Origin of the sequence: Bacteroides sp. NSJ-48 (genome assembly GCF_014287405.1) — a bacterium.
Classification (GTDB): domain Bacteria; phylum Bacteroidota; class Bacteroidia; order Bacteroidales; family Bacteroidaceae; genus Bacteroides; species Bacteroides stercoris.
Genome location: NZ_JACOOD010000035.1, coordinates 14535 through 36936 on the forward strand (window position 1 = coordinate 14535; position 22402 = coordinate 36936).

Annotated in this window: 18 protein-coding genes; 7 read left to right on the forward strand and 11 right to left on the reverse strand. The window is 48.4% G+C overall.

From position 1 onward, the window contains the following. Positions 1-240: 240 nt before the first annotated feature. From H8S52_RS14605 to H8S52_RS14645, 9 genes are all read right to left on the reverse strand, one after another. Entirely contained in the window at positions 241-1443 is a 1203-nt protein-coding gene (locus H8S52_RS14605; RefSeq protein ID WP_186910104.1) for an ABC transporter permease, read from the reverse strand. A 22-nt stretch (positions 1444-1465) separates the two neighbouring features. Further along, on the reverse strand, positions 1466-2110 hold the full coding sequence (locus H8S52_RS14610) for an ATP-binding cassette domain-containing protein (RefSeq protein ID WP_117906623.1): 645 nt from the start codon (positions 2108-2110) through the stop codon (positions 1466-1468). Between the two features lie 63 nt (positions 2111-2173). Then, entirely contained in the window at positions 2174-3274 is a 1101-nt protein-coding gene (locus tag H8S52_RS14615) for a DUF4836 family protein (protein ID WP_186910105.1), read from the reverse strand. A 6-nt stretch (positions 3275-3280) separates the two neighbouring features. Beyond that, positions 3281-3979 carry a 16S rRNA (uracil(1498)-N(3))-methyltransferase gene (locus tag H8S52_RS14620; protein WP_118939528.1) on the reverse strand — a complete coding sequence of 233 codons (699 nt, stop codon included), beginning with the start codon at positions 3977-3979 and terminating at the stop codon, positions 3281-3283. 6 nt (positions 3980-3985) lie between these two features. Then, positions 3986-4567, reverse strand: a complete 582-nt coding sequence (locus H8S52_RS14625) for a bifunctional nuclease family protein (RefSeq protein WP_117906625.1) — start codon at positions 4565-4567, stop codon at positions 3986-3988. 9 nt (positions 4568-4576) lie between these two features. Then, entirely contained in the window at positions 4577-5842 is a 1266-nt protein-coding gene (locus H8S52_RS14630; protein WP_118086453.1) for an MFS transporter, read from the reverse strand. Positions 5843-6157: 315 nt separating this feature from the next. After that, a complete protein-coding gene (locus tag H8S52_RS14635; protein ID WP_186910106.1) occupies positions 6158-7339 on the reverse strand; it encodes a class I SAM-dependent rRNA methyltransferase in 1182 nt (393 codons plus the stop codon). A 24-nt stretch (positions 7340-7363) separates the two neighbouring features. Further along, entirely contained in the window at positions 7364-7996 is a 633-nt protein-coding gene (locus H8S52_RS14640) for a 3'-5' exonuclease (RefSeq protein WP_005657850.1), read from the reverse strand. Positions 7997-8006: 10 nt separating this feature from the next. Beyond that, positions 8007-8564 (reverse strand): DUF5063 domain-containing protein, encoded by a 558-nt coding sequence (locus H8S52_RS14645; RefSeq protein WP_005657849.1) that lies wholly within the window; start codon positions 8562-8564, stop codon positions 8007-8009. A gap of 108 nt (positions 8565-8672) precedes the next feature. Here H8S52_RS14645 and H8S52_RS14650 point away from each other — a divergent pair, with 108 nt between their 5' ends. Genes H8S52_RS14650 through trxB form a run of 3 tightly spaced genes read left to right on the forward strand, consistent with a single transcriptional unit; the run spans position 8673 to position 12805 of the window. Beyond that, positions 8673-11189, forward strand: a complete 2517-nt coding sequence (locus tag H8S52_RS14650; RefSeq protein ID WP_005657847.1) for a DNA translocase FtsK — start codon at positions 8673-8675, stop codon at positions 11187-11189. Between the two features lie 20 nt (positions 11190-11209). Continuing rightward, the gene (locus H8S52_RS14655; protein ID WP_005657845.1) at positions 11210-11842 is read left to right on the forward strand and encodes a LolA-like putative outer membrane lipoprotein chaperone; all 633 of its coding nucleotides are present in this window, start codon (positions 11210-11212) and stop codon (positions 11840-11842) included. Positions 11843-11869: 27 nt separating this feature from the next. Further along, positions 11870-12805 (forward strand): thioredoxin-disulfide reductase, encoded by a 936-nt coding sequence (trxB, locus tag H8S52_RS14660; RefSeq protein WP_022104977.1) that lies wholly within the window; start codon positions 11870-11872, stop codon positions 12803-12805. Positions 12806-12910: 105 nt separating this feature from the next. Here the strand turns inward: trxB and H8S52_RS14665 are convergent, their stop codons facing one another. Further along, positions 12911-13612: a Crp/Fnr family transcriptional regulator gene (locus H8S52_RS14665; RefSeq protein WP_005657842.1), complete on the reverse strand. Its 702-nt coding sequence runs from the start codon at positions 13610-13612 to the stop codon at positions 12911-12913. 195 nt (positions 13613-13807) lie between these two features. Next, a complete protein-coding gene (locus H8S52_RS14670) occupies positions 13808-15997 on the reverse strand; it encodes a glutamine synthetase III (RefSeq protein ID WP_117906630.1) in 2190 nt (729 codons plus the stop codon). 143 nt (positions 15998-16140) lie between these two features. Here H8S52_RS14670 and H8S52_RS14675 point away from each other — a divergent pair, with 143 nt between their 5' ends. The 4 genes from H8S52_RS14675 (at position 16141) to H8S52_RS14690 (ending at position 22364) form a co-directional block, all read left to right on the forward strand. Next, complete coding sequence (locus H8S52_RS14675) at positions 16141-18480, forward strand: DUF5686 family protein (protein ID WP_225982388.1); 2340 nt, start codon at positions 16141-16143, stop codon at positions 18478-18480. A gap of 58 nt (positions 18481-18538) precedes the next feature. Continuing rightward, positions 18539-19372 carry a type II pantothenate kinase gene (gene coaW / locus H8S52_RS14680; RefSeq protein ID WP_117906631.1) on the forward strand — a complete coding sequence of 278 codons (834 nt, stop codon included), beginning with the start codon at positions 18539-18541 and terminating at the stop codon, positions 19370-19372. A 154-nt stretch (positions 19373-19526) separates the two neighbouring features. After that, positions 19527-21320, forward strand: a complete 1794-nt coding sequence (gene rpsA, locus H8S52_RS14685; RefSeq protein WP_016661486.1) for a 30S ribosomal protein S1 — start codon at positions 19527-19529, stop codon at positions 21318-21320. 129 nt (positions 21321-21449) lie between these two features. Continuing rightward, a complete protein-coding gene (locus H8S52_RS14690) occupies positions 21450-22364 on the forward strand; it encodes a ribonuclease Z (RefSeq protein ID WP_186910107.1) in 915 nt (304 codons plus the stop codon). Positions 22365-22402: the final 38 nt, after the last annotated feature.

A 22402-nucleotide genomic window follows, 5' to 3' on the forward strand; every position in this document is an offset into this window, starting at 1 on the left:
ATGCAGGCTCTTCGGCCCGCAACTGCAAAACGAAGTTTTACACCTTATAAAGGCATAAAATCCATGAGGGAAAGCGGGGTTTTCAACGGTTTGTTTTCTGATTATTTCCGGTTGTTTCAGGGGTAGGCACGAGGGATAAATCTCAAAACAAGAGGGGATTGCTTGCTTTCAGTCTGCTTTGATGCGTACTTGGTGAAGTCTGAGAGATAGCTGCACCTGCAATATAAGTCACCGGTTCGCTTATCTTCCTTTCCAAATACTCATGATTTTTCTGCGTATCATTACAATATTCAATGAAGATACTGCGAGGCATAGCAGGCAACCTGCTGTCCAGCATGGGAGCAATGTCCCCGTCTCCAGTTGCGGAAAGAGCGCGCCGATAATTTCCGTATAGTAACTGCGCACCCATGCCACTCCGCCGACAGACAATATTAGTACCGCCAGATTCAAGCCACAGGTCAGGATATTGTAGGGAAGCGCCACACGATTGGGACTATAGCCTATCAGAAGCAGGTTTTCCAATTTTACGGTATTCTTTTGCAACAGCAGGAAGATGCTTAACATCAGGATATAAAAGGATAAAATGCTGATGAATAATCCTACTCCCATGACGATACCGGTGATGAGGCGCAGGAAATGCGTCGTTTTTCCGGCATCTAGCCCATCGCCTTCGGATTCGTAGTGCTGCTGTTGGAAATAGTCGCTGACGGCTGTGTCGGCAGGGTTCTTCACCTCGACGATGAGGCGGGAAGGCCGGGCTTCTTTGCCGGGGGCAAAATGTTGGTTTGCCCAGTCCATGAATGCTTGGGGAACAAGTATTGTATTCAGGCGATTGGAGAACCCTACAATCTTACCTTTGAACTGCTCTGCACGTCCGTTGCCCCGTAGCATGATGTCCATCTGTATCAGGCTCATGAGGCCTTCGGAGAGTTTCGGCAGGTTACGGCTTTGTGCAAATCCGAAGTTGTACAGATTCAGGTAATTGCGGGGAATGATGATGGGAATGACTTGGGCGGACTCGTCAAAATGCCAGTTATCCAGGCTGACATCTACATATTCGTCGGGTACGGACTCGAAAAACATTTCGGTGGAAAGATGTATTCCGGCTTCCTGCATGCCTAAGCCTGCGGATACTTTAAACAAGGAAGGGGTGAAGGCGCCCACGCTTTCGGTGAAAAACTGTTCTTTCATCTCTTCGATTTCCTTGGGGGAGAAGGTGTTGCTTCTTCCGGTAAAACTGCCGAGTGCGCTGATTTTCTTTGTGGCGATGATATAATTCTTTTTCATGAAGCTGTCTCCCTGCGTGAAAACGGGGAGTACATCCCGGTAGAATTGTACGCTCAGTAATACAATCAGCATGCCGAAGAGGTTGGCGAGGAAAAAGCCGGTCAACTGACCTATACTGATATGTTGGCGGAGAAGTTTCCAAACAAGTCTGTTCATGGTGCGGATAATGGTTTATGCGTTATAGGCGGAAGGTTTCATCGTATTCGAGCTCCAAGTGCTTCCCGATGGATGTGACAATAATTCCTGCTCCCTGCTTGCCCGCCTCTTCCATGAGCAACCGGCTCATTATGGCACTGTTGTCATTGTCCAGGTGGCTGATGGGCTCGTCCAGGAAGATAAAGTCGAATGGCTGGCAAAGGCTGCGGATAAAAGCGACGCGTTGCTGCTGCCCGAAGGAAAGCTTGCCGGCTCTTTCGTCGGTTTTGTCGGGAATGCCGGTTGCTTCGAAAAGGGCGAGAATTTCTTTTTTCTTCTTATGGTTGGTCAGGCGGTTCTTTAACAAGACGTTCTCAAGGGCAGTCAGCTCGGGGAAGATACGCAGTTCCTGGAAAAGGATGCTGAGCGAGTGTTTCCTTACATCTGCCCATTCGCTGACGGAGAATGAGCGGATGTTGCGTCCGTCGAAACTGATGATGCCCTGGTAGTCGCGCCGATACCCGTAGATATAGCTGCACAGGGAGGATTTTCCGGTGCCGGAGGAAGCCTCTATCAGATAGCGCTTTCCTTTGTCGAACACGATGTCCTGATGCCACACCTGTGAAATGACGGTGTCACGGCCGGCAAAGACCTGGGGCAGGGTATGCTGTAAATGAATGTGGTCCATTACTTATGATTTACAAATTACGCATTGCGTGCTGAATATGAATCGCTGAATACCGGCTGCCGGTTACATCCCAATGAACAACTTGGCAAAGTCGGTAAGCTGCTTCAGGGCATTCTCGTTCTTTTCGTTCAGAACGACCGTAAAGTTGGTCCGGTTCTTGTCTCCCCGCAGGTTCAGCTCTTCTATTTTCATAATCAGCTGATAGAGGATACTGACTTCCGGTTCGTCCGGCGCGTATTCCATAAGCACCCGCAGGTTGCTTAAAGTAAGCAATTCGTTGCTGGTCAATGAAATGTTGAAGGCTCGTCCGTGCATCATGTTCAGCATGGCCTGTTGCAGCTCCCGCGAATTTTGAGGGTGGAAAGGCTGGTTGCTTTCTTTGGTATTTCCTTTGAAATCGGCGTTTTGCAGGGTAGCGTATATACGTCCGTTTTCAAACAGGACATAACCCAACAGTTGCGTGCCGTGCGGCCAGGTCAGTACACCGCGAACGTCCATGGGGAGAGCATCGGGAGTTGCCAGCAGGCGTATGTCTCCTTTTTGCTGCATCATCGGGGTGAAGTATTTGCCGGTGCGGATGCTTTTGTCGGCAGGTTGTTGCATGAGGGCGGTGATGGCTGGTTGCAGCTTCTTCAACTGTTCCGTACTGCCGCCGTAGACTCCCAGCAGAGTGCCGTCGTTGTAGGCAAGCAGTACTCCTGCGTCTTTTATTTCAACGCTCCGGTAACCGCCGGCCTCGACCGGAGCGGTGCACAACTGTTCCTGAGCGAATAGCCGGAGCATGGCTTCGAACTTCTTTAAATCGGCAATTTTCAGGGTGATTGCCGTGTTGTGCAGCGTAGGGGCTTCGAATACGTAGAGCGGAGCGTTCCAGTCTATCCCGCTTTCGGCAGGGTCTTTCAAAAGAGTTTCCGCTTCTTTTTTCAGGTTGGCGCTCCCGCCTTCAAGGAGCAGCCCCAGGAACTTCTGCAAGGTGGCCTGGCTGTCTGAGGTATTCAATCCGGCTTTATCGACGATGCTTTTTAGGTCGAGTGCCGCCACTTCTGTGGCATTGGCGGGGATTACATGCGTGTATTCTGTTTTTTGCCCGGTTTCGCTGCATGAGCTCAGGCATAGCACTGTTAATAAAACCGGCAGCAAATAGAAGGAAATACTCTTTCTCATATCGTATTATTGGTTTTGTAGATTCAATATGTGGCAGGCTACGAGTGCCGCCGTTTCAGTGCGCAGTCGGGAACGGCCGAGGCTGATGGGCTCGAATCCGTTTTCAATGGCCTGTTTCACCTCTTCTTCACTGAAGTCGCCTTCCGGTCCGATAAGCACCAGCGCATCTTCTCCTTTACGGACAACGTCTTTCAATAAAGGTTTTTCTCCTTCGTAACAATGCGCGATGAATTTGCGGCCTTCGAAAGGCTGGCTGATGAACCGGTTGAAGTCGGTCATCTCGTTCAGGCGGGGCAGGCGTGCTTTCAGCGACTGCTTGATGGCGGATACCAATATCTTGGCAATGCGCTCCGTTTTGATTACTTTACGTTCGGAAAAACGGCAGTTCAGAAAAGTCAGTTCGTCAAAGCCTATTTCGGTGGCTTTCTCTGCAAACCATTCCGTGCGGTCCATATTCTTGGTGGGAGCCATTGCAATGTGCAGGTGCCCGCTCCATAAAGGCGCTTGGGGGATGGTTTCGAGTATGTTGACAAGGCAACGTTTGGTTGTGGCGGTACTGATTTCCGCACGGTAGAAGTTGCCTTTGCCGTCGGTCAGTGTTACCTCGTCGCCTGTTTGCAGCCGCAGTACGCGGACTGCATGAGCGGCTTCTTCTTCGGGCAGCTCGGCTTGCGATTGTATGTCGGGGGTGTAGAATACGTGCATGATTGTTTATGGTTTCTTATGCTGGTTGATAATATCCCTTAGTTGTGCAGCCCGTTCGTAGTCTTCCTCGTCTATGGCGTTTTGAAGGGCTTCCTTTAATTGTTTCAGGGTCTTTTTCCGTGTAGCGGCATCTGCGGCGGCATCATCCGTCTGTTGGGTGGGAGTGATGCTGTGCTCTGTTTTCAGGCATTCGGCTTCTAAAATATCATCGTATATGAAAATGGGGGCATCCATGCGCAAGGCGAGGGCCACGGCATCGCTGGTACGCGCGTCGATGCGCAGGATGGTCTCTTCCGTTTTCATATAGAGGTAAGAATAGAAAACGCCGTTGTCCACTTTGTAAATAAGCACGCGCAGCAGGGTTGCTCCCAGTACCTTGAGAACTGAGGCAAACAGCGTATGCGTCAGCGGCCGGGGAGGAACGATGCCTCTCATTTCAATCATCATGGATTGTGCCTCGGCACTGCCTATGATAACCGGCAGTTGCCGCATGCCGTTTATCTCGCCCAACACCATGGCATAAGCGCCGGCCTGTGCCTGGCTGTTTGAGATATTCAATACTTGCAGCTCAATCTTTTTTTTGTTCATCGGCTGTAGTTACTTTAAATCTTCCGGATGGTGTTTGTACTTGAATACGATGGCAAACACCACTGCTACGGTCAGCGCGTAGATTGCAAATACGTACCATGCCGATTGCCATTGCGCTATCTGCGGGACATTGCTGTTGAAATCTACAAAGTGATTCACTACCGCCTGTGCACCCAGTGTGCCGATAGTGGCACCGAAACCGTTTGTCATGATAACGAACAGTCCCTGTGCGCTGGAACGGATGCCCCGGTCGGTCTCTCTGTCAACAAACAGCGAACCGGATATGTTGAAGAAATCGAATGCCACACCGTACACAATCATGGAAAGTACAAACATCCATACGCCGCTTCCGGGATTGCCCATGCCGAAGAGCCCGAAGCGCAATACCCATGCCAGCATGGCAATCAGCATCACCTGCTTGATGCCGAAGCGTTTCAGGAAGAAAGGTATCAGCAGGATGCAGAGTGTTTCGGATATTTGCGACAGCGAAATCAGGATGTTGGCATGTTGCACTCCGAAAGTGCCGGCATATTCGGGAATACTGCCGAAACTGCTGATGTAGGGATTGGCAAATCCGTTGGTAATCTGCAAGGAAACGCCCAGCAGCATGGAGAAAATGAAGAAAACAGCCATTTTCTTCTGCTTGAATAGCGTAAAGGCGCGTAAGCCCAGTGCCTCTACCAATGATTTGGCATTGTCGCCCTTGCTGGTGGGGCATTCCGGCAGGGTCAGCGCATATACGCCATACGCTACTCCGATGATGGCGCAGGCAAAGAACTGCCCGTAATTATTTTGTAGTCCGAGCAGGTCCACCACCCACATGGAGCAGATAAATCCGATTGTGCCGAAAATACGTATGGGAGGGAATGTCCTGATGGTATCCAGTCCGGCTTTGTCGAGTGCGGTGTAGGCCACGGAGTTCGACAATGCCAATGTAGGCATATAGAAAGCAACGCTTAGCGAGTAAAGTGTGAACAGGGTTCCGAAATCCACGTCCGCACCTTTCGTCATGCCGTAGTATCCGGCTGCGGCCATGAACAGGGCTGCGGTGAAGTGACTGAAGCTTAACAGCTTTTGTGCCGGTATCCAGCGGTCGGCAATGATGCCGAGAACGGCAGGCATAAACAACGATACGATTCCCTGCATGGCGTAAAACATACCGATGTGCTCGTGCAGGCCTACGTTTACCAGGTAACTGCCCATTGATGTGAGGTATGCTCCCCACACGGCAAACTGTAGGAAATTCATAATGATTAAGCGAATCTTGATGCTCATAATGCTTTCTATAAATTAACGTGTCTTTCGAAGTTGAACTAATTAATAAAACGCAAATGTAGACAAATTATCGGAAAAGGCGATGTATAAAGCATCAAAAAAAGGGAAGGCGGGAGGTATAAAAAAAAGAAGGCTATCTATCCCAGACAGCCAATCTTTATTAACCTTAAATCTAATACCATGAAAAACACGGTGCAAAGATAAAGGGATTTATGTTATAAAACATAATGTTTTGCTTGTTTTCTTTTGTATATTAACAATGTTTAGCATATAGGAGGCTTTTTCTGTCCTTCCTGTACAGAAGCCGGTCCCTGTTTATTCCACGTATAGCACAAGTCCTTTCAGGTATTCGCCTTCGGGGTGATAGATGCTTACCGGGTGGTCGGCGGGCTGCGTCAGTTGGTGCAGGATACGTACGCTGCGGCCGGACATGGCAGCGGCGGTGAATACGGCAGTACGGAAATTCTCTTTGCTGACGGCCTGCGAACAGGAGAATGTGAAAAGTATGCCTCCCGGTTTGATTTTCTCGAAAGCTTTGACGTTGAGTTTCCGATAGCCTTGCAGGGCGTTGCGCAGGGCATCGCGGTGCTTGGCAAATGCCGGCGGGTCCAGAATGATAAGGTCGTATTGGTCGCCCATGCGGTCAAGGTATTTAAAGGCATCCTCTGCATAGGCTGCATGACGGTTGTCGCCGGGAAAGTTCAATTCGATATTTTTGTTGGTCAGGTCGATGGCCTTGGCCGAGCTGTCTACGGAATGTACCAGTGTGGCATTGCCTCGCATGGCGTAAACCGAAAACCCGCCGGTATAGCAGAACATGTTCAGCACACTGCGGCCGTTGGCATAGCGTTCCAGCAGTGAACGGTTCTCGCGCTGGTCTACAAAGAAACCGGTTTTCTGGCCTTTCAGCCAGTCGATATGGAATTTCAGACCGTATTCCATGGCGATGTTATCCGTGCTTCCCCCTTTCAGGAAACCGTTTTCAGGATAGAGGTCGGCTTTGAAGGGGAGTGTCGTCTCGGATTTATAGTATATATTGTCTATTTGGTCGCCCATCACCTCGGTCAGTGCATCGGCTATCGCCATGCGGTCGAGGTGCATACCGGCGGAATGTGCCTGCATCACGGCTGTGCGGGCATAGATGTCAATCACGAGCCCCGTCAGGTTGTCGCCCTCGCCGTGTACCAGACGGTAAGTGTTGTTGGTGGGATTTCCGGCTATGCCGATGCTGCGCCGCATATCGTAAGCTATGCTGAGTTTGCGTTTCCAGAAGCCGGCATCGATAGCCTCGTCCCGGCAGAAGCTGAGTACACGGACGGCAATGCTGCCGATTTGGAAATGTCCTTTGGCTATGAACTCTTTCTTGGATGTATAGATTTCAACAACTTCCCCTTCCTCCGGCTCTCCGTCGAAATGTGCGATGGCACCTGAAAACACCCAGGGGTGAAAACGTTTTAATGATTCTTCCTTACCTGGCTTTAGATATACTTTATACATAATTATAATTAAGATGTGGTAACGTTATAATGTGGTTGTGTGGCAACTTTCTTCGATTGCCAGTTCAAAATCACCGGTACGCTTCAGCTCCTGCAGCCGGTTGTATATGTTCAGGCAGGCCCATGCGTCGGTAGCTGCGTATTGTTGTTGGGACGGTGTCAGCACATCGGCTTCCCAGTTGGACAGGCGCTGGCTCTTTGAAATCTTTTCTCCGAAAAGGATGGCATATATCTTTTGAAGGCTTCTGTCCTGAATGCCGAACGTGCGGACATATTCCTGCAGCTCGATGCAGCCGCGCTGTTCAAACGGAGCACGTTTGTGCAGCATCATGAAGTCATCGCGCAGGGAGAGACCGACTTTGGTTACGGCGGGGGTTTCGAGCAACGTGATAACCGGAAGGGTGAGTCCGGTGAGGTTGAGGCGGAAAAGGAAACAATGCTCTTCCGACGAAATCTGCAATAAAGCCACCTTATGCGACTGCCCTTTGGTGAATGACGGACGCGTTTCGCTGTCGATACCCAGTATGGAGCATTTTTTCAGATAAGCCACAGCACGCTCTGCCTCTTGAGGAGTCTGGACAACATGTATCTGTCCGGGGAAGACGGCTTTCGGCATGTCCTTTACTTCTTCTTTATTTATACTTCTTCTGATAATCATAGCTTAAAGTTTATTCATCTTCCTCCGCTTCCTCGTTTTCCTCTTCCTCATCCGGTTGGTTGTACTTCACATCGTGCAGGGCACGCAGGGTGTTCACCAGCTTTTGGCCCCAGTATAGGGCAAAGTGTTCCTGGCAGGCGGCGAGTGAATCGTTCATCGTCTCGTTGAGTCCCAGCTGGAATACGAAAATAAAGTCTCTGATGTCCTGATAGATGTCGGCCAAGTCCTCGGAAATGTTTTTGGTGATGGGCTGGTCGCTGTACTTCATATCCGATACAAATACATCCAGGTAATCGTCCTTTTCGGCAAGAATACCGGCCAGGTTCATGCGGAGTATTTCGTAAGTTTCCTCTGTTACGAATGTTTCGAGGGCTTCATCGCCTATCGTTTCGCATTTGGGAAGCATGGATGCCTTGAGATAAAGCAGGGGAAGTATCTTTAAGGATGTATCGACGAAGACGGAACGCTTCATGGTTTCCGTCTGTTCCAGAAACTTGCAGAACTCGGCAGCTACGGTTACGAATTCCACGACATTGCGGTCGAATATCACTTGACTTTCTTTTTTCATATCTTCTTGATTTGAAACGCAAAGGTACGAAAAAGGTTTGAAAGCATTACTGCATAAGCTTTTTTTTGTTACTTTTGCGTCATTGTACGGATATTAGCAGAATACATTATGGTCAAAAAAAATACAACCAAAGATACGGAACACTCTATCTCTTTTTTCGGAAAGGCAGCTGCTGTCTTAAAGAATGAAACCGTTCATTTTGTTGCCGGTCTGATACTGGTAATCTTTTCGGTTTATCTGCTGCTGGCCTTTTCGTCTTTCTTCTTTACGGGGGCGGCAGACCAGAGCATTATAGATTCGGGTAATGCGCAGGAACTGATTTCCACGCATAACGGCGTGAAGAACTATGCCGGTTCGCGTGGGGCGCAGCTTGCCAGTTATTTGATAAACGATTGCTTCGGCATCTCTTCCTTTTTCATCTTGGTGTTTCTGGCTGTAGCCGGATTAAAGCTGATGCGTGTCCGCGTGGTACGTTTGTGGAAGTGGTTCATAGGATGCTCCCTGCTGCTGATTTGGTTCTCGATATTCTTCGGGTTCGTGTTTGTGGACCAATATAAGGACTCTTTCCTCTATCTGGGCGGCATGCACGGATATAATGTCAGCAACTGGCTGGTATCTCAAGTGGGAGTGCCGGGATTGTGGATGATACTGTTGGTTACTGCCATATGCTTCCTTATTTATCTGAGTGCACGTACCGTTATCTGGTTGAGAAAACTTTTCAGTCTCAGTTTCCTGAAACATAAAGAAAAGGCGGAACGCAAATCCGGTGAAGCTCCGGAAGAGTTTACAGATTCCTGGACTGTAAAGGGGAAGAAGTCGCCGGTAATGGCGGAAACGGCTTCTGATGCGGGAAGAGAAGAAGAAACGAAGGCTCCGGAAGAAGCCGGAAAAGAAGAGAAGGATGAGGATGCTCATGAGATAATGCTCGACCTGGGAGATGCCGCAACGCATAAAGCCTCACTTGCCAAAGAAAAAGAAGAAGACGAAGTGCTTATGACGATTGAGACTCCGCCGTCCGATACCGTTTCTGCCATTCCGGCATCGGGACGGCAAGAGGAAAAAGGTCCTGTCTTTGAGGTGGAGACAGTGGAGGATGAAGAGTATCGCGGTCCGGAAATAGAGCCGTATAATCCTTGTCTTGACTTGGAAAACTATCATTATCCGACCATTGACCTGATGAAGCATTATGACAATGCCGAACCGACCATCGATATGGCAGAGCAGAATGCCAATAAGGATAAGATTATCAATACGCTGCGCAGCTTCGGTATCGAAATCAGTACCATTAAAGCTACGGTGGGCCCTACGGTGACGCTGTATGAGATTACGCCGGAACAGGGTGTCCGTATCTCCAAGATACGCGGTTTGGAAGATGATATCGCACTCAGCCTTTCCGCGCTGGGCATCCGTATCATTGCTCCGATACCGGGAAAGGGAACAATCGGTATTGAAGTGCCTAATTCCAATCCGAAGATTGTCTCGGGCCAGAGCATCATCGGCAGTAAGAAGTTTCAGGAGTCTACGTACGACCTGCCTATTGCATTGGGTAAGACCATTACCAATGAGGTCTTTATGGTGGATTTGTGTAAAATGCCCCACGTGCTCGTGGCGGGTGCTACCGGTCAGGGTAAGTCTGTCGGGTTGAATGCCATCATTACTTCCCTGCTCTATAAGAAGCATCCCGCGGAACTGAAGTTCGTGCTGGTGGACCCGAAGAAAGTGGAGTTCAGTATCTATTCGGTGATAGAACATCATTTCCTTGCCAAGCTGCCCGACGGTGAGGATGCCATTATAACGGATGTTACCAAGGTTGTACAGACTCTGAACTCTATCTGTATCGAAATGGACACCCGTTACGACCTGCTGAAAGCTGCACATGTGCGTAATATCAAAGAATACAACGAGAAGTTTATCAACCGCCGCCTGAATCCGGAAAAGGGACATAAGTTCATGCCGTATATCGTGGTGGTGATTGATGAGTTCGGCGATTTGATTATGACAGCCGGTAAGGATGTGGAACTGCCTATTGCCCGTATCGCCCAGTTGGCGCGTGCCGTAGGTATACACATGATTATCGCTACCCAGCGTCCTACGACGAATATCATTACGGGTACGATTAAGGCCAACTTCCCGGCACGTATCGCTTTCCGGGTGTCGGCTATGGTGGACTCCCGTACCATCCTCGACCGGCCGGGAGCCAACCAGTTGATCGGTCGCGGCGATATGCTGTTCCTGCAAGGTGCGGACCCGGTTCGTGTGCAGTGCGCGTTTATCGATACGCCGGAAGTGGCGGAGATAACGAAATTCATAGCCCGTCAGCAGGGGTATCCCACTGCATTCTACCTGCCTGAGTATGTGGATGAAAATGCAAACGGCGATTTGGGCGATGTGGATATGGGACGTCTTGACCCGCTGTTTGAAGATGCCGCCCGGCTGATAGTGTATCAGCAGCAAGGTTCCACTTCGCTTATCCAGCGTAAATTTGCCATCGGTTATAACCGTGCGGGGCGTATTATGGACCAGTTGGAGAAAGCCGGGATTGTAGGCCCGGCACAAGGCAGTAAAGCGCGTGAGGTGTTCTGCGTGGATATAACGGACTTGGAAACGCGTTTGAACAATTTGTAACAAATCAACGTTTGAAGTACATGAAAATCAACAGTCTTTTATTCACAGTCTGGATGCTTTTCCTGACTATCCCTACGGTTGCACAGCAGCCGGATGCCAGAGATATACTTGACCGTGCGGCAGATGCTTTCCGCAGGGAAGGTGGGGTCAAAATCACTTTCTCCGTCCGTGCGCCTGAAGGCAATACGAACGGTTCCATCCGTTTGAAAGGCGATAAATTTCTGCTGGAGACGGAAGGAGTGACGACATGGTTCGACGGACGCACACAGTGGAGTTATCTTGCTTCGAGCGATGAGGTTAATGTTTCCGAACCCACTCCCGAAGAGTTGCAGAGCATCAATCCTTATTCGTGGTTGTCGCTTTATAAGCAGGATTATAAGCTGAAAGTGGCTAAAACCGGCAATGCTTCGGATGATACGGCGTATAAAGTGGTGATGAACGCTACCAAACGCAGTCAGGATATGCAATGTATTATCCTGTATATAGAAAAAGGTTCGTTCCGCCCGTTAAAACTGAGTATGGTTCAGCGGGGCAGCAAAGATGCGGCAGTAGTGTTCATAAATTCCTATCAGACGGGCAAGAACTATGATGACAGCCTTTTTGTGTTTGACAGGAAAGCATATCCTACAGCGGAATTGGTTGATTTAAGATGATAAACGTTACTAATAAAAAAGAATAATATGGAAGCAGAAAAAGTAAAGTGTTTAATTATAGGTTCCGGTCCTGCCGGATATACCGCAGCTATCTATGCTGCACGTGCCAATCTTTCTCCGGTGCTTTATGAGGGGCTTCAACCCGGCGGACAGTTGACCACCACCACCGATATCGAGAATTTTCCCGGTTATCCGGAAGGCATCAGCGGTACGCAGATGATGGAGGATTTGCGCAAACAGGCTGAACGCTTCGGTGCGGACTTGCGTTTCGGCGTGGCTACGGCTGCCGATTTGAGTAAGTCTCCCTATAAGATAACCATTGATGAAGAAAAGGTCATTGAAGCGCAAACCGTTATTATTGCTACCGGTGCTGCTGCCAAGTATTTAGGACTGGAAGACGAGAAGAAATATGCCGGTATGGGTGTCAGCGCCTGTGCTACCTGTGACGGTTTCTTCTATCGCAAGAAAGTCGTAGCGGTAGTTGGCGGCGGCGATACGGCTTGTGAGGAAGCCTCTTATCTGGCGGGTCTGGCAAGCAAAGTGTACCTGATTGTGCGTAAACCGTTCTTGCGTGCTTCCAAGATTATGCAGAAGCGTGTAATGGAGAATGAGAAAATTGAAGTTTTGTTTGAACACAATGCGGTGGGATTATATGGAGATAACGGTGTGGAAGGCGTACACTTGGTGAAGCGTATGGGTGAAGCGGACGAACAGCGTTATGACCTGGCTATCGACGGCTTTTTCCTGGCTATCGGCCACAAGCCTAATTCCGATATTTTCAAACCGTATGTGGACACTGACGAAACCGGCTATATACTGACAGAACCCGGTACTCCCCGTACAAAGGTTCCCGGAGTGTTTGCAGCGGGAGATGTTGCCGACCCTCATTACCGTCAGGCCATCACAGCGGCAGCTACAGGATGTATGGCAGCGATTGAGGCGGAAAGATTCTTGTTAAATTAAAAATTGAGAATAAAAAAATAGGGCTGCGCGGTGTTTGTTATACAACACTTGTATTGCGCAGCCCTATTTTTTTATTCTCAATTCTCAATTTTTAATTTTAGAAGTTTATCCTATCTTACTTATCTTCTTCAGTTTTTCCTCATCGATAATTTTGATTTTTCTTCCGTCAATGGTAATCAGGCGTTCCGCAGCAAATTGTGAAAGGGTACGGATGGCATTGGATGTTGTCATATTGGAAAGGTTGGCTAAATCTTCACGGGACAGGTAGATACTTAAAGTAGAACCGTCCTCTTCCAAGCCATAGCTTTCTTTGAGGAAAATAAGCGATTCTGCCAGACGGCCGCGGATATGCTTTTGGGTAAGGTTAACCGTACGCTCGTCGGCGATACCGAGGTCAATGGACAGTCGTCTGATAAAGAACATCGCCAGTTCATTGTTTTGCGATAGTAATGTCATTATGGCAGTCATGGGTATCAGACAGACCAATGACGGTTCAAATGCACAGGCAGCGGTTACATAATCCGCTTTGGCAAAATAAGGGCGGTATCCGAAATACTCAGTGGGCTTGATCATACGGATAATCTGGCTTCTTCCGCCCACTCCGTCTTTATAGATTTTGACTTTTCCATTCAGCAGACACATCAGGCAAGTAGGTGTCTCGCCTTCACAATGGATAATCTCGTTCTTCTTATAATTCTGAAGCGTAAAATGGTTGGCAAGAAACTCTCGCTGTTCTTCATTCAGGGGTGACCATATATCGGGAATCAACTCCGGAACATTAATATCGGATAAATTTATTTTTACCATAAATGCTGCAAAACTGTGTTGTACAGCACAAATGTAAAAAGAAAAAATTAAAAATGACACATTTGTGTCAAAAAAGTGCAAGGAAGGGGGGAAGGAATTTTAAATTATGAATGATGAATTACCGTTTGGCATGACAATGCGGCAGGTTCATCATTCATAATTTGAAGTCGGTTTATCAGCAAAGCCGTTCATTTATTATTTGGTGAACAGCAGTTCCCTGTACTTCGGCAACGGCCATATCTCATCATCTATTTCCATTTCAAGATTGTCGATATGCTCGCGGATGCTTTCCAGGTAGGGGCGTACAGTTTCTTCGTATGCAAAGGCCTTGTCTTTGTAATTGTCCATGTGGTTGGCAACCTTGCGGGCTTCCGTCATTTCACGTACCTGCATTTTGATGGATGTTACGCGGTGGGAGATTTCACGTATCAGCTCCTTGCGGTCAGCGCTGAGTATTTCATACTCTTCCGGAGTGAAAGTTTCGCGCAGTCCACGCAGGTTTTCCAGCAAACGGTTCTGGTAGATAACGGCAGTCGGTACGATATGGTTGATGGCAAGATCGCCTAAAACGCGGCTTTCAATCTGTACTTTCATTGTGTACTTCTCCAGTTCCACTTCAAGACGGCAGGCCAGCTCCGTTTCGTTGAAGATGCGTTCGCCGATGAGCACGGAACGTGCCTGGCTGTCCATATAACGCATCAAGGCTTCCGGCACATGGCAGATATTGGTCAGTCCGCGTTTGGCGGCTTCCTGTTTCCATTGTTCGGAATAGCCGTCTCCTTCAAAACGGATGGGTTCCGAGGCGATGATTGTTTCTTTCAGAATGCGGAAAATGGCTTCGTCCTTGCCGACACCCTCTTCCATGAGCTTCTCAATGGATACTTTGAATTCGTTCAGTTGGTTGGCCATTGCCGCATTGATGGCAATCATTGCCGCAGCACAGTTGGCTGATGAACCGGCGGCGCGGAACTCAAAACGGTTTCCCGTGAAAGCGAAAGGAGAAGTACGGTTGCGGTCTGTCGTGTCCAACAGTATCTCAGGAATACGTCCGATGCCTAACTTTAGCGTAGTCTTTTCCTCGGCTGTCATCTTACTGTTGCTTACCTGACGGGCTATCTCATCGAGGATGGAAGATAACTGCTTGCCCAGGAATATGGATAAAATGGCAGGGGGAGCCTCATTGGCGCCTAAGCGGTAGCTGTTTCCAGCACTTGCGATGGAAGCGCGGAGCAAGTCCTGGTTTTTGTATACCATCATCAGTACATTCACAAGGAATGTGAGGAACAGCATGTTGCCTTTCGGATTTTTTCCCGGAGCAAAAAGGTTTATTCCCGTATCGGTGCAGAGCGACCAGTTGTTGTGCTTGCCCGAACCGTTCACGCCGCTGTATGGCTTTTCATGCAACAGCACGGCAAAGTTGTGTTTGCGTGCGATGCGTTTCATCAAATCCATAACCAGCTGGTTGTGGTCGTTGGCAAGATTGGCGTTCTCGAAGATGGGGGCCAGCTCAAACTGGTTGGGGGCAACCTCGTTGTGGCGCGTCTTGACGGGAATGCCCAGTTTGTGGCACTCTATTTCCAGTTCTTTCATAAAGGCAGTGACACGTGGTGGGATAGAGCCGAAATAATGGTCTTCCAACTGCTGGTCTTTGGCAGAAGAGTGCCCCATGAGTGTACGTCCTGTCAGGCATAAGTCGGGACGTGCGTTATAGAGCGCCAGGTCGACGAGGAAATATTCCTGTTCCCAGCCCAAGTTCGTATATACGCGTGCTATGTTCTTGTCGAAAAGCTGGCAGACATCCGTTGCGGCTTTGTCCACTGCTGCAAGAGCCTTGAGCAGAGGTGTCTTATAGTCCAGCGCCTCGCCTGTGTAGGAGATGAAGATTGTTGGGATACAGAGCGTGGTGTCTACGACAAAAGCCGGTGAAGAAACATCCCATGCCGTATATCCGCGTGCCTCGAATGTGTTGCGGATACCGCCGTTGGGGAAAGAAGAAGCATCCGGTTCCTGTTGGATAAGCAGCTTTCCGGAAAAGCGTTCAATGACATCCCCGTCTTCTCCGAATTCGATGAAGCCGTCATGCTTTTCGGCTGTACCGTCTGTCAGAGGTTGGAACCAGTGGGTGTAGTGGGTAACGTTCAGGGATTTTGCCCAGCTTTTCATGCCGTTTGCTATTAAATCGGCCATTTCCCTGTTGATGGGAGTGCCTTTTTCAATGGCGTCTGTTACAGCTTTGTAGGCTTCTTTGGGCAGGTATTCCTGCATCTTTTTACGGTCGAAAACATGGCTGCCGTAATAATCGGACAACTTGTTTGAAGGAGTGATGACTTCAAGAGGGCGGCGATTGGCGAGCTCTTGCAAAGCAAAAAATCTCATTTTTGACATATTAGTCTCTTCTTTTATTGGTTGTTGGGCGCAAAATTATATGTTTTTTCTGAATTACCCCCTACTTTTTAGGGGGTAATCTTGCTTTTTTATATGTTTTTTGAAGATATACCCCTAAAAAATAAGGGGTGCTCTTGAAAATAATGTTTTTTGGAGAAATATCGTCCTCTGAAAATGAAAATGGAATAAAGGTGGAAGTTATTACTTTTTTTCTATATTTGTTCCCTCATAAGAAGATATTGCGGTTGAAACATATTATATGTATATGGATAGGAATCTGTTTCTTGTGTGCAAGTTTGCAGAAGGCGGGTGCTACGGCTGTTCCCCAATCGTATGCGGGACAACGGGCTTATGCGGATTCCATTATGGACAAGGTTATCTTCTTTGCGCCTTTTTACGAGCGCGTTGTCGATGAGTACAAGGCGGAACTTTATATAAAAGGCTGGGCAAACATCCGCAAGAAAAATCACCTGCTCCGCTTTATCCCTTCCATGTTCCGTATGAAGAAAGGGGTCCGGGAGTATATGATGGAGACATACAGCGAACTGCATTATACTGCTCCCGATATTTACGACCAGAAAGTGAAAGCCAGTGTGGGCACTTCTTCCGAACTTTGGGAACTGGACGGCCGTTTGCTTGAATACTTCCACATCAATATCTACTCTTCCACCTTGCTGTATGATAAGCTGCTCTCTCCGCTGGCTTCCAATGCAAAGAAATTCTATACCTATTATATAGATTCCATAATGGGTGAAGCGCACAACCGTGAGTTCCGTATCCGTTTTATGCCGAAGAGCAAGAGTTTTCAGCTCGTGGGGGGATACATGGTGGTCAGCGACAATGTGTGGAGTGTGCGCGAGATTCGTTTTTCCGGGCGTTCCGAGATGCTGCGTTTTAATAATCTGGTAAGAATGGGACAGGTGGGGAGCGCTAATGAGTTTTTGCCTGTGCATTTCAACATCGATGCCACATTTTGTCTGCTGGGCAATGTCATCGACGGCAGCTATACGGCGGTACTCGACTATAAGGAGATTAGTCAGAAAGACCCGGCTGTTGTGCGGAACAGGACAAAAAGCAAATACGACCTGTCGGAATCTTATACTCTGCTGACGGATACCAATGCTTACCGGCGCGATACCGCCCACTTCAATAAGTTGCGCCCTATTCCGCTGACTTCGCATGAGAAAAAACTGTATGAGGATTTCTTCTTGCGCCGTGACACGCTTCTCTATAAGAAAAAGCCCAAGAACAAGCGGCTGGAGTTCTGGGGGCAGATAGGCGATGCGCTGGTAAGCAGGTATACAGTAGACCTTGCCAAAATGGGGAGTGTGCGCTGTTCGCCTCTCATAAATCCTTTGCTGCTGAGCTACAGCAAGAGCAACGGTTTCTCTTACCGTCAGGAATTTAAATACAACCGGCTGTTTAAGGGCGACCGTCTGTTGCGTATCGTTCCCAAGTTAGGTTACAACTTCAAACGGAAGGAGTTTTACTGGTCGGTCAATTCCGATTTCGACTATTGGCCCCGCAAGCGTGCCGCCCTGCATGTCAGCGTGGGTAACGGTAACCGTATCTACAGCAGCGACGTGCTGGACGATTTGAAAGCTATTCCCGACAGTATCTTTGATTTCGACCAGATTCACCTGGACTATTTTAAGGACTTGTATTTGCACATACGCCACAGCTGGGAGATTGTCAACGGGCTGACTCTGGATGTGGGGCTTTCCTTACACAGACGTACCGAAGTGGAGCGTTCTAAATTCGTTCTTGTCTATCCCGATGCCCCGAATGTGATGTCTGCGGGTGCGTCATCCGTCTATCCGGGATTCGACCCTTCGGTTCTGAAAAAGTTCCGTCACAGTTATAACAGCTTTGCACCCCGTGTACGCCTGACGTGGACTCCCGGTCAGTATTATTATATGAGCGGCGACCGTAAAATCAACCTTCATTCCAAATATCCCACCGTGTCCGTAGACTGGGAGCGCGGTATCAGCGGCGTCATGCACAGCACCGGAAAGTACGAACGTATTGAAGTGGACTTCCAGCACAACATCCCGTTGGGATTGATGCGTGACATTTACTACCGCTTCGGCTGGGGTGCTTTTACGAATCAGAAAGAGCTTTATTTTGTGGATTTCGCCAATCTGGCCCGTTCCAATCTTCCCGTAGGCTGGAATGATGAAATCGGCGGAGTGTTCCAGTTGCTCGACGGGCGTTGGTATAACTCGTCCCGCAAGTACATCCGCGGGCATTTTACGTACGAGGCTCCTTTCCTGCTGCTCCGCCACTTGAAGAAATATACTCAATACGTATTGAATGAACGGTTGTATCTGAATGCTCTGGTGGTTCCCCACCTGAATCCTTATCTTGAGCTTGGGTATGGCATCGGTACGCACATCTTCGATTTCGGCGTTTTTACAAGCTTTGCAAACTGGAAGTACCAGGAAGTAGGGGTTAAGTTTACGTTTGAGTTGTTCAATAGGTAGGTCCGAAAGGCATATTATAAGAATTTATACTTTATCTTTGTGCCAAAATTTTAAGACTATGGGAATTGTAATAGGCATAGACGTAGGTGGAAGCACTACTAAAATCGTAGGACTCAATAAAGGCAAGATACAGTCTCCGATGTTCATAACGGCGACCGACCCGGTAACTTCCCTGTTCGGAGCGTTCGGCAAGTATATCTATGATAACGGAATCCATTTGTCCGATGTGGAGCAGGTGATGCTGACCGGTGTGGGCAGTGCGTTTGTGGACAGCCCGCTTTACGGACTTCCCACCCGCAAGACGGATGAGTTCATAGCCAACGGACTCGGGGCGCGCCATGCCACGGACATCGACCGGCTGATAGTTGTCAGCATGGGAACAGGCACCTCCTTTGTAAGAATCAACGGAGATGAAATACAGCATATCGGCGGTATGGGTATCGGTGGCGGAACCTTACAGGGACTTTCGCGGCTGTTGCTCAAAACACACGACATTCATCAGGTTGCCGGTTTGGCGGCAAAAGGCGATGTGACCCGCGTCAATCTGCAAATCGGCGATATCTGTAACAACGCATTGCCCGACCTGCCCGTATCCGCTACCGCTTCATTGTTCGGAAAGGCCGACAGTAACGCCTCACCGGAAGACATCGCCTGCGGCATCATTTATACCGTGCTCCAGACTATCGGCGGTGCGGCTGTGCTTTCCGCCCTGAACAGTCCGGTAAAGGACTTTGTACTGATAGGTAATCTTACTCAACTGCCGCAATGCCGGGAAGTATTTCCGAAGATGGAAAGCATTTATCATGTGCGTTTCCATATTCCGCCCTATGCGGAATACCGCACGGCCATAGGGGCGGCTTTGGCATATGTCAGGGAGAATTCTACCATATAATAAGGTGTAAATCTTTAGAAATCGGGCATAAAGACCGGATATTTTCAGAAAGAACTTTTTGTCATTCAAGAAAATACTCCTATCTTTGCGCCCGATTTAATATGAGTCAACATAAAGTCTCACTTAATTAACGAGTTAAACAATTTATTTATTAATGGAAAATTTAAAAAATGTTGCTCCCATTGAGGACTTCAACTGGGATGCTTACGAAAACGGTGAAACCGTAACAAACGTAAGTCACGAAGACTTGGAAAAGGCGTATGACAACACGCTGAACAAAGTTAACGACCGCGAGGTAGTTGACGGAACCGTAATCGCAATGAACAAGCGTGAAGTAGTTGTGAACATCGGTTACAAATCAGACGGTATCATTCCTTTGAATGAATTCCGCTACAATCCCGACCTGAAAGTAGGTGATACGGTAGAAGTGTACATCGAAAACCAGGAAGACAAGAAAGGACAGCTGGTTCTGTCTCACCGCAAAGCTCGTGCTACCCGTTCTTGGGATCGCGTTAACGCTGCTTTGGAAAATGAAGAAATTATCAAGGGTTACATCAAGTGCCGCACTAAGGGTGGTATGATTGTCGACGTATTCGGTATCGAAGCATTCTTGCCGGGTTCTCAAATCGACGTTAAGCCTATCCGCGACTATGATGTATTCGTTGGCAAGACTATGGAATTCAAGGTTGTTAAAATCAATCAGGAATTCAAGAATGTCGTTGTATCTCACAAGGCTCTTATCGAGGCTGAACTGGAACAACAGAAGAAAGAAATCATCGGTAAACTCGAAAAAGGACAAGTTCTCGAAGGTACCGTTAAGAATATCACATCCTACGGTGTATTCATCGACTTGGGTGGCGTAGACGGTTTGATTCACATCACAGACCTTTCTTGGGGCCGCGTCAGCGATCCGAAAGAAGTGGTTGAACTCGACCAGAAGCTCAACGTCGTTATCCTCGACTTCGATGATGAGAAGAAGCGTATCGCTCTCGGCTTGAAGCAGCTGACTCCGCATCCTTGGGATGCTCTCGATCCTAACTTGAAGGTAGGTGACCACGTGAAGGGTAAAGTTGTCGTTATGGCTGACTACGGTGCATTCATCGAAATCGCTCCGGGTGTTGAAGGTCTGATTCACGTATCCGAAATGTCTTGGTCACAACACTTGCGTTCTGCACAGGACTTCATGAAGGTAGGTGACGAAGTAGAGGCTGTAGTTCTGACTTTGGACCGCGAAGAACGTAAGATGTCTCTCGGTATCAAGCAGCTGAAAGCTGATCCTTGGGAAACTATCGAAGAGAAATATCCTATCGGTTCCAAGCACACTGCAAAAGTTCGCAACTTCACTAACTTCGGTGTATTCGTAGAAATCGAAGAAGGTGTTGACGGCTTGATTCACATCTCTGACCTGTCTTGGACTAAGAAGGTTAAACATCCTTCAGAATTCACTCAAATCGGTGCGGACATCGACGTACAGGTATTGGAAATCGACAAGGAAAACCGTCGTTTGAGCCTCGGTCACAAGCAACTCGAAGAGAATCCTTGGGATGTATTTGAAACTGTATTCACAGTAGGTTCTGTACACGAAGGTACTATCATCGAAATGCTGGACAAGGGTGCAGTTGTTGCTCTGCCTTATGGCGTAGAAGGTTTCGCTACTCCGAAACACCTCGTTAAGGAAGACGGCTCACAAGCTCAGTTGGACGAGAAGCTCGAATTCAAAGTTATCGAGTTCAACAAGGACGCTAAGCGTATCATCCTGTCTCACAGCCGCATCTTCGAAGATGTAGCCAAGGCTGAAGAAAGAGCAGAAAAGAAAGCTGCCAAGAAGTCTTCCGGTAAGAGAGAAGAAGCTCCTGCTTCTATCCAAAACCAGGCTGCTTCTACAACTTTGGGCGACATCGACGCTCTGGCTGCTTTGAAAGAGCAAATGGAAGCCGGAAAGAAGTAATTACTTCTCCATATAAATAAGGTAAGGGTGCTTGTGGCAAACACAAGTGCCCTTTCTTTTTGGGCAGGCTCTTAATTTCTTGCCAATAATCTGTGCAATCTGTGATGTTACCCTTATCTTTGCACCATCATGGAGAAATTCGAACTACATATTCTCGGCTCCGGTTCGGCATTGCCCACCACCCGCCATTTTCCTACTTCGCAGGTAGTGAACTTACGTGACAAACTTTTTATGATAGACTGTGGAGAAGGTGCACAGTTGCAATTCCGCAAGTCACGCCTCAAATTCTCGCGTTTGAACCGTATCTTCATCTCCCACCTGCACGGCGACCACTGTTTCGGGCTGCTGGGACTGATATCCACGCTTAATCTCTTGGGGCGTACAGCCGACCTGCATATACACTCTCCCAAAGGATTGGAAGAACTTCTTACGCCGATGCTCGCATTCTTCAATCATCAGATGACCTATAAAATCTTCTTCCACGCGTTCGAGACGAAAGAAGCCGCCTTGATTTATGAAGACCGTTCGCTTACGGTGACAAGCATTCCTTTGCGGCATCGCATGCCTTGCTGCGGTTTTCTGTTTGCCGAGAAGCCGCGCCCCAATCATATCCTGCGCGACATGGTAGACTTCTATCAAGTGCCGGTGTACGAGTTGAACCGTATTAAGAACGGTGCGGATTACATTACGCCGGAAGGAGAGGTGATACCCAATGCCCGTCTCACCCGTCCCTCGGCTGCCCCGCGGCGTTATGCCTATTGTTCGGATACGATTTATCTTCCTTCCATAACGGAACAGATAAAAGGAGTGGATTTGCTTTTCCATGAGGCTACTTTTGCCGAAGATGCCGCCCCGCGTGCCAAAGAGACGTTCCATACCACCGCTTCGCAAGCCGCACAAATAGCCCGTGATGCGGAAGTGAAGAAGCTGCTGATAGGTCATTTCTCCGCCCGTTATGACGATGAGCAGGTATTGCTGGATGAGGCGCGCGCTGTCTTTCCGGATACGCAGTTGGCCAAAGAAACGCTTTGCATATCGGTGTGAATCGGAATTTTGCTATCTTTGCTGACGTATAAATATTA

Excerpts from the sequence above, each read along its gene's own strand:
- H8S52_RS14640 (WP_005657850.1), bottom strand. The coding sequence starts at position 7,996 with ATGATTATCAGAAGAAGTATAAATAAAGAAGAAGTAAAGGACATGCCG.
- H8S52_RS14655 (WP_005657845.1), top strand. The coding sequence starts at position 11,210 with ATGAAAATCAACAGTCTTTTATTCACAGTCTGGATGCTTTTCCTGACT.
- H8S52_RS14665 (WP_005657842.1), bottom strand. The coding sequence starts at position 13,612 with ATGGTAAAAATAAATTTATCCGATATTAATGTTCCGGAGTTGATTCCC.
- trxB (WP_022104977.1), top strand. The coding sequence starts at position 11,870 with ATGGAAGCAGAAAAAGTAAAGTGTTTAATTATAGGTTCCGGTCCTGCC.
- H8S52_RS14625 (WP_117906625.1), bottom strand. The coding sequence starts at position 4,567 with ATGAACAAAAAAAAGATTGAGCTGCAAGTATTGAATATCTCAAACAGC.
- H8S52_RS14645 (WP_005657849.1), bottom strand. The coding sequence starts at position 8,564 with ATGAAAAAAGAAAGTCAAGTGATATTCGACCGCAATGTCGTGGAATTC.
- H8S52_RS14650 (WP_005657847.1), top strand. The coding sequence starts at position 8,673 with ATGGTCAAAAAAAATACAACCAAAGATACGGAACACTCTATCTCTTTT.
- coaW (WP_117906631.1), top strand. The coding sequence starts at position 18,539 with ATGGGAATTGTAATAGGCATAGACGTAGGTGGAAGCACTACTAAAATC.
- H8S52_RS14610 (WP_117906623.1), bottom strand. The coding sequence starts at position 2,110 with ATGGACCACATTCATTTACAGCATACCCTGCCCCAGGTCTTTGCCGGC.
- H8S52_RS14690 (WP_186910107.1), top strand. The coding sequence starts at position 21,450 with ATGGAGAAATTCGAACTACATATTCTCGGCTCCGGTTCGGCATTGCCC.
- H8S52_RS14620 (WP_118939528.1), bottom strand. The coding sequence starts at position 3,979 with ATGCACGTATTCTACACCCCCGACATACAATCGCAAGCCGAGCTGCCC.
- H8S52_RS14635 (WP_186910106.1), bottom strand. The coding sequence starts at position 7,339 with ATGTATAAAGTATATCTAAAGCCAGGTAAGGAAGAATCATTAAAACGT.
- H8S52_RS14605 (WP_186910104.1), bottom strand. The coding sequence starts at position 1,443 with ATGAACAGACTTGTTTGGAAACTTCTCCGCCAACATATCAGTATAGGT.
- H8S52_RS14630 (WP_118086453.1), bottom strand. The coding sequence starts at position 5,842 with ATGAGCATCAAGATTCGCTTAATCATTATGAATTTCCTACAGTTTGCC.
- rpsA (WP_016661486.1), top strand. The coding sequence starts at position 19,527 with ATGGAAAATTTAAAAAATGTTGCTCCCATTGAGGACTTCAACTGGGAT.
- H8S52_RS14675 (WP_225982388.1), top strand. The coding sequence starts at position 16,141 with ATGTTTTTTGGAGAAATATCGTCCTCTGAAAATGAAAATGGAATAAAG.
- H8S52_RS14670 (WP_117906630.1), bottom strand. The coding sequence starts at position 15,997 with ATGTCAAAAATGAGATTTTTTGCTTTGCAAGAGCTCGCCAATCGCCGC.
- H8S52_RS14615 (WP_186910105.1), bottom strand. The coding sequence starts at position 3,274 with ATGAGAAAGAGTATTTCCTTCTATTTGCTGCCGGTTTTATTAACAGTG.